Genomic DNA, 9,246 nt, shown 5'->3' on the forward strand with positions numbered 1-9,246 from the left:
TGCGCGCACGCAGGTCGGCCCGCCGCGTGCGCAAGGCGGGGCCTTCCTCGTCGGCGCGGCCGCGCGTGATCTCGACCAGCCCCAGCTGGATGTCGTCGAGCGAGAGCGCATCGTGCGCGCGGTTGTAGAAATGCTCGATTGCCTGCGCCCCCTTCTCCGCCTGCGCGGCGTTGCCGCTGAAGCGGAAACTGGCGCCGCGGCGGCCGATGGTGACGTCGAACGCCGCCTCGATCTGGCGCAGGTTCTCGTCCATGGGGCCGCACAGGTTGGCCAGGCGCCGGTTGTCTTCCGGCGCCAGCCGCAGTTCGACGATGTCGGTTTTCAAGCGCTTCCGCTTTCGCTGATGGCGACCTCGCCGCGCAGACTGTGCGGCAGGGCCTGGGTGATGACGACGTCGACGAAGCGGCCGATCAGGCGCGGCTGGCCGGCGAAGTTGACGATGCGGTTGTTGTCGGTGCGGCCGGCGAGCTCCTCGGCGTTCTTGCGGGCACGGCCTTCGACCAGCACGCGCTGCACGGTGCCGACCATGGCCTGGTTGACCCGCTGCGCCTGCATCTCGATCTGCGCCTGCAGACGCATCAGCCGCTGCGTCTTCAGCTCGGCCGTGACGTCGTCCGGGTAGTCGGAGGCCGGGGTGCCGGGGCGCTTGCTGTAGATGAAGGAGAAGCTGGCGTCGAAGTCGAGTTCCTCGATCAGCTTCATGGTCGCCTCGAAATCGGCCTCGGTCTCGCCGGGAAAGCCGACGATGAAGTCCGACGACAGGCAGAGGTCGGGACGCCGTTCGCGCAATTTCCGCACGATCGATTTGAATTCGAGCACGCTGTGGCCGCGCTTCATCGCCGCGAGGATGCGGTCGGAGCCGGACTGCACCGGCAGATGCAGGTGCGACACCAGCTTCGGCAGCGTGCCGTAGCAGTCGATCAGCCGCTGCGTCATTTCGCGCGGGTGGCTGGTGGTGTAGCGGATGCGCTCGATACCGGGAACCTCGTGCACCATCTCCAATAAAAAGGCGAAGTCGGCGCTGCCGCCGTCGTGCAGCGCGCCCTGGTAGGCGTTGACGTTCTGCCCCAAGAGGGTGACTTCCTTCACCCCGCGCCCGGCCAGGTCGGACACTTCGGCGATGACGTCGTCGAACGGCCGCGAGACTTCCTCGCCGCGGGTGTAGGGGACGACACAGAAGGTGCAGTACTTGGAGCAGCCTTCCATGATCGAGACGAAGGCCGACGCGCCCTCGACGCGCGCCGGCGGCAGGTGGTCGAACTTCTCGATCTCGGGAAAGCTGATGTCGACCTGGGCGCGCCCGGTCTCGCGTTTCTTCGCGATCAGTTCGGGCAGGCGGTGCAGCGTCTGCGGGCCGAACACCACGTCGACGAAGGGCGCGCGCGACACGATCGCCGCGCCTTCCTGGCTGGCCACGCAGCCGCCGACGCCGATGATGAGGTTGGGGTTGGCCGCTTTCAGGTGGCGCACCCGGCCAAGGTCGTGGAACACCTTTTCCTGCGCCTTTTCGCGCACCGAGCAGGTGTTGAACAGGATGACGTCGGCGTCGTCCGGCGTGGACGTCGGGGTCAGGCCTTCGGCCAGATTGAGCACGTCGGCCATCTTGTCCGAGTCGTACTCGTTCATCTGGCAGCCGAAGGTTTTGATGTAGATTTTTTTCATAAGGTGCCGGAACAGTGAATAGACTGGGGGCAGAGTCTCCGCCGCGACACCTGAATCAGCGCAGCGACGAAAAGGAATGTGGTGGTGATGAGTGGACTTGAACCACCGACCCCCGGATTATGAATCCGATGCTCTAACCGACTGAGCTACATCACCTGAAGGGTAGCTTCTTCGGCTAGCGACCGCCGAAAAGGCGCGCATTTTAGCTGACGCCGGCAGGAGCTGTCAAAGCCCCCCTGCGCCCGCTCACTGCGGCCGCAGCCTGGCCAGCTCGTCGAGCAGGCTGATCAGCAGTTCGCGCCCCAGCGGCCCCATCCCGCCGACCAGCTGGTCGGCGTCGCGCTCGCCGTTGACCAGCCGGCGCATGCGTCCGCCCAGCAGCGCCATGTCGCCGCCCGCCTTCATCATCTGCTCGGCCATGTTGGCGAGTACTGACATCGCCTGCGCGTCGCCGCGCGCCGCGGCGTCGATCAGCGCGGCGAGGCCCGGCGCGGCGGCGCTGCCGTCGGGCTGGGCATCGAGCGGCGGCAGCGTGGCGGGATTGTCGATGCCGCGCAGGATGGCATCGAGCAGAATCGCGTCCTCCTCGTCCAGCCCCAGCTTGATCGACGGGTCGCGGCGGCCGTTGACGACATGGCGCAGCGCGCCGGCCAGCCGCGCCCAGCCGGCCTGTTCGGCGGCGTCGAGCTGTTTCATCAGGTCGGGCAGCTGGCTGCGGTCGCGCAGCGCATTGACGACGGTGTGGATGAATGCGGCGTGAACGCGCAGGACTTGTTCGACGGCGGGAGGGAGCTGGGCCATTGCAGTTAGGGGCTAGGGGCTAGGGGCTAGGGGCTAGGGGCTAGGGGCTGGAAGGATTGTCGCGGGCTTGCTCGGGATTGGCAATCGCCGGACGGGTGGGCACGTTTTCGATCCGCCAGTGCGCGCTTGCCCACGCCAGCAGTTCGGCCGGCTCGGCGTGTTCCAGCTCAGCCGGCGGCGGGTGCCCCAGCGCGGCGAGGGCCTGCGCCAGCACGGCGCCGCGCCCGCTCGCGGGCAGGGCGGGGGCCAGGGTCTGCTTCGACAGCTTCTGCCCGGCGGCATTGGTGATGAGCGGCACATGGGCATAGGCCGGCAGGGGCAAGCCCAGCAGCCTTTGCAGGTAAATCTGGCGCGGGGTGTTCCACAACAGGTCGGCGCCGCGCACCACGTCGGTGATGCCCTGGAAGGCATCGTCCACCACCACCGCCAGCTGGTAGGCGAACAGCCCGTCGGCACGCCTGACGATGAAGTCGCCGACCTCATGCGCCAGATTCTGCTGCAGGCCGCCCTGGATGCGGTCACGAAAGTGGGCGCTCACATCCGGCACACGCACGCGCCAGGCGCGTGCGGCTGCGCCCGGTGGCAGCCCTGCCCGGCAGGTGCCGGGATAGACGATGTCACCCTCGTGGTTTCGCGGCGCCTGCGCAAGCTGGCTGCGGCTGCAGGCGCAGGGATAAACTGCGCCGAGGGCTTTCAGCTCATCCAGCGCCGCAGCGTAGGCGTCGTCGCGATGCGATTGATGGAGCACCGCGCCATCCCAGTGCAGGCCATAGGCTTCCAACTGGCGCAGGATGGTGGCGGCCGCAGCGGGCTCGCAGCGCGGACGGTCGAGGTCTTCCATGCGCACCAGCCAGCGCCCGTTTGCCGCGCGGGCATCGAGAAAGCTCGCCAGCGCGGCGACCAGCGAGCCCTGATGCAGGGGGCCGGTGGGCGACGGCGCAAAGCGCCCGATGTAGGTGCCGCTCAAGCCGCGCGGGTGAGCATCAGCTGCGCCGGCATCGGCGCCGGGAAGCCGGCTGCGGCCAGCGCTTCGCGGATGACGCGGTTGCCGTCGAAATACACCTGCCAGTAATGGTCGGTGTGGCAGAACGGGCGCACCGCGAGCACCGGCCCGACCAGGTTGAATTCGAGGATTTCGACTTCCACCGCAGGCTCGGCCAGCACGTTGGGAATCGCCTGCAGCTTGTCGCGCAGCAGCTGCATGGCGGCGACGTGGTCGGCGCTGCCCGCGAGCTGGCATTTCAGCTCGACGCGGCGGAAGGCATTGGTGCTGAAGTTCTGGATGGTGTCGCCAAAGATCTTGCCGTTGCCGATGATGGTGAACACGTTGTCGGGGGTGTCGAGGCCGGTGGCGAACAGGCCGATTTCCCTGACCGTGCCGGTGACGCCGCCGGCGGTGATGAAGTCGCCCACCTTGAACGGCTTCAGCACGATGAGGAAGGCGCCCGCGGCCAGGTTGGACAGCAGCCCGCCCCAGGCGGCGCCGATGGCGATGCCGATGCCGGCGACCAGGGCGGCGAAGGTCGTCGTCTGCACCCCGAAGTAGCCGAGGATGGCGACCACCAGCACGATGTTGAGGGTGACCGCGACGAAGCTGCCGATGTAGCGCATCAGTGTGGAATCGACCTTTTGCCTGCCCAGCGCCGCCTGCAACATGCGCCCGACCAGTCCGATCAGCCAGCGGCCGATGATCCAGAAGGCAATAGCGGCAAGGATCTTCAACCCCGCCTCGGTGGCGTAGGCGGCGGCGATGTCGGTGTAATGCTGAATGTCCTTGTCCATGTCGAGCTCCCTGAAGACTGAATCAAATGTCGCGGTGCATCTAATACAACATAGCCCGCGCAGCCTGATTTGGGGGTCTCCGGAATGGCGCTGCCTACAGGTCGATGCCGGGCTGTGCCTTCACCCCGGCGCGGAACGCATGCTTCTCGTCGGCGATGACCGACACGGTGTCGGCCAGCTCGGTCAGGGCATGCGGCGCAGCGCGCCCGGTGACGACGGCGTGCTGCATCGGCGGACGCTGCGCCAGCGCATCGAGCACCGTGTCGGCGTCGAGATAGCCGTAGCTCAACAGATAGGTCAACTCGTCGAGCACGACCAGCTGGTACGACGGATCGGCCAGCATGCGCGCGGCAATCGCCCAGCCGCGGCGGGCGGTGGCGATGTCCTGCTCGCGGTTCTGCGTGTCCCAGGTGAAGCCGTCGCCGGTGACGTGCCACTCGACGCCGGGCTGGCGGCCGAGAAAGGCCTCCTCGCCGGTATCGGTGCGGCTCTTGATGAACTGCACCACGCCGATCTTCATGCCGTGGCCGAGCGCGCGCGCCACCATGCCGAACGCTGCGGTGCTCTTGCCCTTGCCGTTGCCGGTGATGACGAGCAGCAGTCCGCGCGCGTCGGTGGCGGCGGCGATGGCGGCGTCGATCAGCGCTTTCTTGCGCGCCATGCGGGCAGCGTGGCGGGCGCCGCGATCGGACAGGTCCGATTCAGCACTCACGAAACACGTCCATCGACAGGTGAACGAAGGTCACACATCCGCGCATTATCGCCCCTCGCTCCGCTTATTTGAACGTGTACTCGACGCTCACCCAGCCGTTGCGGCCCGGCAGGGGGTAGGCGTTGAAGCGGTCGGTGTTGCTCGTGCTGTGCACGGCATAGCTGTAATAGTCCGTGTCGAACACGTTGTTGAGCGCAACGGCCAACTGCCAGTTGCCCACCTGCCGCATCAGCTTGAGATCGACCAGGGTGTAGGCTGGGATTTTCTGACTGAAGCGATTGGGCTCATCGTTTTCCATGCGCTGATTGCCGACATACTGGACGTCGGTGGACAGCCGGGTCTGCTCATCGATATGCCACACTGCGCCGAGCGACAGCTTGTGGCGCGGAACCAGCGGAACCTCCCTGCCTTTGAGCGCGACGCCATCCAGCATGCCGTCGGTAAATTCCGCAAAGGCGAGCGTATAGGCCGCGCGCAGAACCACCGAACCCTGACGGCCATACGCTTCGAATTCCGCACCATAACGCCGCAGCGGCGAGAAATTGGTATTGCCGATGCCCGTCGTGTAGGTGTCGAGGTGGATTTCGTCCTTCACTCGCATGTAATACGCTGCGGTACGCAGCCGGCTGGCGCCGCTGCCCCACTCCCAGCCGGCCTGGACATCCTGCGAAGTCTGCGGTTTGAGAAACTGGAATTCGTGCGTAAAGCCGGGCGAGAATCCATACACCTCGTCCACCGTGGCGAAGCGGAAGCTGCGCGCCAGCCGCGCAAACAGCGCATGTTGCGGATTCAGTCGGTGATTGATCCCCATTTCCCAGGCATATTCGGCCTCGTTCTGGCTGCCGGCCAGCGCTCCACTGCCGAACAGGCCGCCCGGCGCTGCCGCGTCGAACCGGTCGTCCGCATCGATCTCAAACCACTCGTAGCGGCCGCCTAGCGAAAATTTCGTGGCCGGATTCAGCTGCATCTCGTCGCGCACATACAGGCCGGTCGAATTCTGCACGGCCGCCACCCGATTGATGGGCGTGCCAATGTTGGCCGGGGCGTTCGATGTACGCAGCCGGTAATCCCAGCGCTGGACGTCGGCGCCCAGAACCAGGCTGTGCGCGATGCCGCCCGCTTTGAACGGCCGTCGCACGCGCGGCGAGAAATTCCACATGTCGAGATCGGCATCCTTGAATTCGGGAAACCCGCCGAAATCGAAGTAGGCCTGCTGCTGCTTGTTGCGATAGTCCAGATCGAGCATCACGTCAGTGCGCCCGAATTCGAAGCTGCCGTTCAGCCCCGCCTGGTAGCCCTTGCGCTTCGCCCAGTCGAGCGGGGTGTGGGTGCCTTCCGGGTCGGTCGCCACTTCATTCAGGCCGATATCGGGCTCGACCGTGCGCGGGCCGGGCAGGCGTGTCTCCTGCGTTGCACCGCCGAACTTGAAGACCAGTTCGCCGCGGTCGTGTTTCCAGCGCGCGTCGCCATTGAGGCTGCGCTGTGTGCTTGCATTGTTGTCGCGCCAGCCGTCGGAGCGGAAATGGTCGGCGGTGATGCGGAGACCCGCTGTGTCGCTCGCCAGGTTGCCGGTCAACTGGGCGTTCCGGGTACTGAAGCTGCCCAGCTGCACCTTGGCGGCCGCCTGATTTGGCACCCTGAGCGGGGAACGGGTGATGATGTTGACGACACCGGCCACCGCGCCCGCGCCATGCAGCACGCTGGAACCGCCGCGCACGATCTCGATGCGCTCGATGGCGGAAAGCGGCAGCGCCGCCCAGTCGATCGCCGAGAGGTCGATGTCATTCAGGCGGCGGCCGTCCAGCAGGATCAGGGTGTTCTGGTCGCCCGCGGCGCCGAAGCCGCGCAGGTCGACCGTGCTGGCGGCCGCATTGTTGCCGTACAGGTCGCGCATGCCAATGCCGGCTTGCTGCGCCAGGATTTCCGGCAGTGTGGCCTGCGGGCTGTCCGCGATGTCCTGCCGGGTGATCACCGTGGCGTTGGCGGCCTGGTCGGAAAGTGCCTGCGGAAAACGGCTCGGCGTAACGACGATGGTATCCCAGACATATTCCGGCAAGGCTTCCGCGTGGGCGGGCGAAGCGAGGGCGACGCCGAGGGCGAGCGCGAGAGGGGTTTGACGCATGATGACTTCCGGTTTGGGCGCCCGCTTCCCCGCAGGCGCGTTGCACGATCCGCTGGGCGACTTCCGTCGCGACAGGGCTCAGGCCGGTATCCGGGCTCGCGCCTGAAGTGCATCGCCTTCCCGGGCGAACCCAGTGGCTGTGTGATGGACCGTTTAGCGCTTACCGTTGCGGGGGCAGCACAGGCATGGCGACAAGATCGCGCACCTGTTTCCCGTTTATCCTCGGCGGCGGAAAGCCGCGTCGGCACCTGAAGGCGCGCATTATACGGATCGGATTGACCGGCTGCACATCGCCCCCTGCGGAAGGGTCGCTGCGCAGTAGCGGGGCTACCCGCCGGCGTACCCCTTGCGGGTGCTATAGTCCCGCAATGCAAGCTGAACTCGATGCCCTCGAAGCCAAAATCCGCCAGGTGGCCGCGCTTTGCCACGCGCTGCGGCAGGAAAACATCGCCCTGCGCCAGCAGTTGCTGGTCGCGCAGCAGGACGGCAAACAGCTGACGGCCCGGCTGGACGCCGCCAAAGCCCGGCTGCAGGCGCTGCTCGAAACGCTGCCGGAGGACGTGTGATGGCTGCCCCGCGTTCCATCGACATCCATATTCTGGGCCGCGCCTACAAGGTGGCGTGCTCGCGCGAGGAAGAATCCGCGCTGATCGCGGCGGCCAGTTACCTGGACGAGAAAATGCGCGAGATCCGCGACAAGAGCAAGGTGATCGGCGCCGAGCGCATCGCCATCATGGCGGGACTCAACCTGGCGCACGACCTGCTGACCCAGGGCGGCGGCGGTCTGATCGAGGAAGCGCGCGCGCGCCTGACGCATTGCAACAGCCTGCTCGATGCAGTGCTGGAAGATCAGGACAAACTCTTCTAAACTGGCGTTGTTCCCTGCGGTGTTCGAGGCTGGTTGCAATTTCTCTGAACCAATGCATACGTGCAAGGCTGCGGTCTATTCCGATGCGGGTGTGCGCGTGACATGTCTCATGTGCCCAAAGCGTCTTTGAACGCGGCCGTCTTGGACCCAGGTTCAAGAGTCCGCAGCCAGTCACGGCACAGGCGGGGAACCCTCATTTCCTGATGGACAAATACACCCTGCGACGCCAGCTCAAGGCCGCGCGCAACGCGATGCGGCCGACCGAGCGCCGTCATGCCGCGCGCGCGTCGCTGCGGCTGGCGCTGCGCCACGGCCTGTTGCTGCGCGCGCAACGCATCGGTTTCTATCTGCCGCAGGGCGGCGAGTTCGACGTTCACCCCCTGCTCAATCAGGCGCTGTGCATGCAGCGCGACTGCTATCTGCCGATTCTGCCGCGCCGTGGACGGGTAATGCGCTTCGGGCGCGTCGGGCGCGACACGCGCATGTCGCCGAACCGCTACGGCATTCCCGAGCCGCTGGATGCAAAGCCGCTGCGCGCGCGCCAGCTCGACCTGCTGCTGATGCCGCTGGTGGGATTCGATCTGCAGGGTCATCGCCTGGGAATGGGCGGCGGTTACTACGATGCGACACTGGCTTTCATGCAGCACCGGCGGCTGTGGCGCAAGCCGCGCCTGGTGGGCGTCGCCTACGAATGCCAGCGGGTGGAGGCGCTGCCGCACGAACCGTGGGACATGCCGCTCGACGCGGTGCTGACCGAGCGCCGGCTGCACCGCTTCAACTCGAGCCCTCGCTGAACCGGCGTCGGCCAGGCGGTATTCAGTCCTTCACGATTTCGCGGTCGAGTTCGCCACTTCTCAGCTTGTTTTGGTAGTCGGTCAGCATCGCCCGCACCTTGCCGCTCAGCAGATAAAGCCCCAACAGGTTGGGAAAGGCCATCGCCAGCACCAGCAGGTCGGTGAAGTCGACCATGTTGGACGCGCTCGCCACCGAGGCGATGACAATGAACACGAGGAAGGCCACCCGGTAGGCGATCGAGGTCCGTTCGCCGAAGAGATAGGCCCAGCAGCGCTCACCGTAGTAGGACCACGAGATCATGGTGCTGTACGCGAACAACACCACCGACAGCGTGAGGATGGCCGGGAACCAGTCCGACACCGTGGCGAATGCCACCGAGGTCAGCGCCGCCCCCTTGCTCGCTTCACGGATCGCCAGGGTGGCCGGATCGTTGTAGACGCCGGTGATGACGATGACCAGCGCAGTCATGGTGCAGATGATGATGGTGTCGATGAAGGGTTCGTA

The 9,246-nt window shown here is 66.1% G+C and carries 10 protein-coding genes, 1 tRNA gene, 1 other RNA gene, 1 pseudogene and 1 riboswitch; of the genes and pseudogenes, 4 read left to right on the forward strand and 9 right to left on the reverse strand.

All coding sequences use genetic code 11. From position 1 onward, the window contains the following. From BGO62_RS12160 to BGO62_RS12195, 8 genes and pseudogenes are all read right to left on the reverse strand, one after another. Positions 1-325, reverse strand: a pseudogene (locus BGO62_RS12160) (PhoH family protein); the annotation flags it as partial. Then, positions 322-1,662 carry a tRNA (N6-isopentenyl adenosine(37)-C2)-methylthiotransferase MiaB gene (miaB, locus tag BGO62_RS12165; protein ID WP_296642803.1) on the reverse strand — a complete coding sequence of 447 codons (1,341 nt, stop codon included), beginning with the start codon at positions 1,660-1,662 and terminating at the stop codon, positions 322-324. The gene miaB and the pseudogene BGO62_RS12160, both read right to left, overlap by 4 nt. A gap of 79 nt (positions 1,663-1,741) precedes the next feature. Next, a tRNA-Met gene (locus BGO62_RS12170) sits at positions 1,742-1,818 on the reverse strand. 90 nt (positions 1,819-1,908) lie between these two features. Further along, on the reverse strand, positions 1,909-2,463 hold the full coding sequence (locus BGO62_RS12175) for a hypothetical protein (protein ID WP_296642806.1): 555 nt from the start codon (positions 2,461-2,463) through the stop codon (positions 1,909-1,911). A 40-nt stretch (positions 2,464-2,503) separates the two neighbouring features. Then, positions 2,504-3,430 (reverse strand): tRNA glutamyl-Q(34) synthetase GluQRS, encoded by a 927-nt coding sequence (gluQRS, locus tag BGO62_RS12180; RefSeq protein WP_296642810.1) that lies wholly within the window; start codon positions 3,428-3,430, stop codon positions 2,504-2,506. After that, positions 3,427-4,245 (reverse strand): mechanosensitive ion channel family protein, encoded by an 819-nt coding sequence (locus tag BGO62_RS12185; RefSeq protein ID WP_296642813.1) that lies wholly within the window; start codon positions 4,243-4,245, stop codon positions 3,427-3,429. Before BGO62_RS12185 ends, gluQRS begins: the two co-directional genes overlap by 4 nt. A gap of 94 nt (positions 4,246-4,339) precedes the next feature. Next, positions 4,340-4,957: a cob(I)yrinic acid a,c-diamide adenosyltransferase gene (gene cobO, locus BGO62_RS12190; protein WP_296642816.1), complete on the reverse strand. Its 618-nt coding sequence runs from the start codon at positions 4,955-4,957 to the stop codon at positions 4,340-4,342. Positions 4,958-5,021: 64 nt separating this feature from the next. Continuing rightward, positions 5,022-7,079 carry a TonB-dependent receptor gene (locus BGO62_RS12195; protein ID WP_296642818.1) on the reverse strand — a complete coding sequence of 686 codons (2,058 nt, stop codon included), beginning with the start codon at positions 7,077-7,079 and terminating at the stop codon, positions 5,022-5,024. A 63-nt stretch (positions 7,080-7,142) separates the two neighbouring features. Next, positions 7,143-7,346: riboswitch (cobalamin riboswitch) on the reverse strand. A 101-nt stretch (positions 7,347-7,447) separates the two neighbouring features. Here BGO62_RS12195 and BGO62_RS12200 point away from each other — a divergent pair. The 4 genes from BGO62_RS12200 to BGO62_RS12215 all read left to right on the forward strand — a co-directional run bounded on the left by BGO62_RS12200 (position 7,448) and on the right by BGO62_RS12215 (position 8,741). Next, on the forward strand, positions 7,448-7,645 hold the full coding sequence (locus BGO62_RS12200) for a hypothetical protein (RefSeq protein WP_296642819.1): 198 nt from the start codon (positions 7,448-7,450) through the stop codon (positions 7,643-7,645). Further along, positions 7,645-7,947, forward strand: a complete 303-nt coding sequence (locus BGO62_RS12205; protein ID WP_296642820.1) for a cell division protein ZapA — start codon at positions 7,645-7,647, stop codon at positions 7,945-7,947. The genes BGO62_RS12200 and BGO62_RS12205 overlap by 1 nt, the downstream gene beginning before the upstream one ends. An 8-nt stretch (positions 7,948-7,955) precedes the next feature. Continuing rightward, positions 7,956-8,140: non-coding RNA, 6S RNA (gene ssrS, locus BGO62_RS12210), on the forward strand. 10 nt (positions 8,141-8,150) lie between these two features. Next, on the forward strand, positions 8,151-8,741 hold the full coding sequence (locus BGO62_RS12215) for a 5-formyltetrahydrofolate cyclo-ligase (protein ID WP_296642824.1): 591 nt from the start codon (positions 8,151-8,153) through the stop codon (positions 8,739-8,741). 22 nt (positions 8,742-8,763) lie between these two features. Here the strand turns inward: BGO62_RS12215 and BGO62_RS12220 are convergent. Continuing rightward, a partial coding sequence (locus BGO62_RS12220; RefSeq protein ID WP_296642826.1) for an alanine:cation symporter family protein occupies positions 8,764-9,246 on the reverse strand: 483 nt, incomplete at its 5' end.

The sequence above is a fragment of the Thiobacillus sp. 65-1402 genome, from assembly GCF_001897685.1.
In the GTDB taxonomy this organism is placed as follows: domain Bacteria; phylum Pseudomonadota; class Gammaproteobacteria; order Burkholderiales; family Thiobacillaceae; genus Thiobacillus.

Coding starts and splice junctions, on each gene's coding strand:
- BGO62_RS12195 (WP_296642818.1), bottom strand. CDS start 7,079: ATGCGTCAAACCCCTCTCGCGCTCGCCCTCGGCGTCGCCCTCGCTTCG.
- BGO62_RS12215 (WP_296642824.1), top strand. CDS start 8,151: ATGGACAAATACACCCTGCGACGCCAGCTCAAGGCCGCGCGCAACGCG.
- BGO62_RS12205 (WP_296642820.1), top strand. CDS start 7,645: ATGGCTGCCCCGCGTTCCATCGACATCCATATTCTGGGCCGCGCCTAC.
- BGO62_RS12185 (WP_296642813.1), bottom strand. CDS start 4,245: ATGGACAAGGACATTCAGCATTACACCGACATCGCCGCCGCCTACGCC.
- miaB (WP_296642803.1), bottom strand. CDS start 1,662: ATGAAAAAAATCTACATCAAAACCTTCGGCTGCCAGATGAACGAGTAC.
- BGO62_RS12200 (WP_296642819.1), top strand. CDS start 7,448: ATGCAAGCTGAACTCGATGCCCTCGAAGCCAAAATCCGCCAGGTGGCC.
- BGO62_RS12175 (WP_296642806.1), bottom strand. CDS start 2,463: ATGGCCCAGCTCCCTCCCGCCGTCGAACAAGTCCTGCGCGTTCACGCC.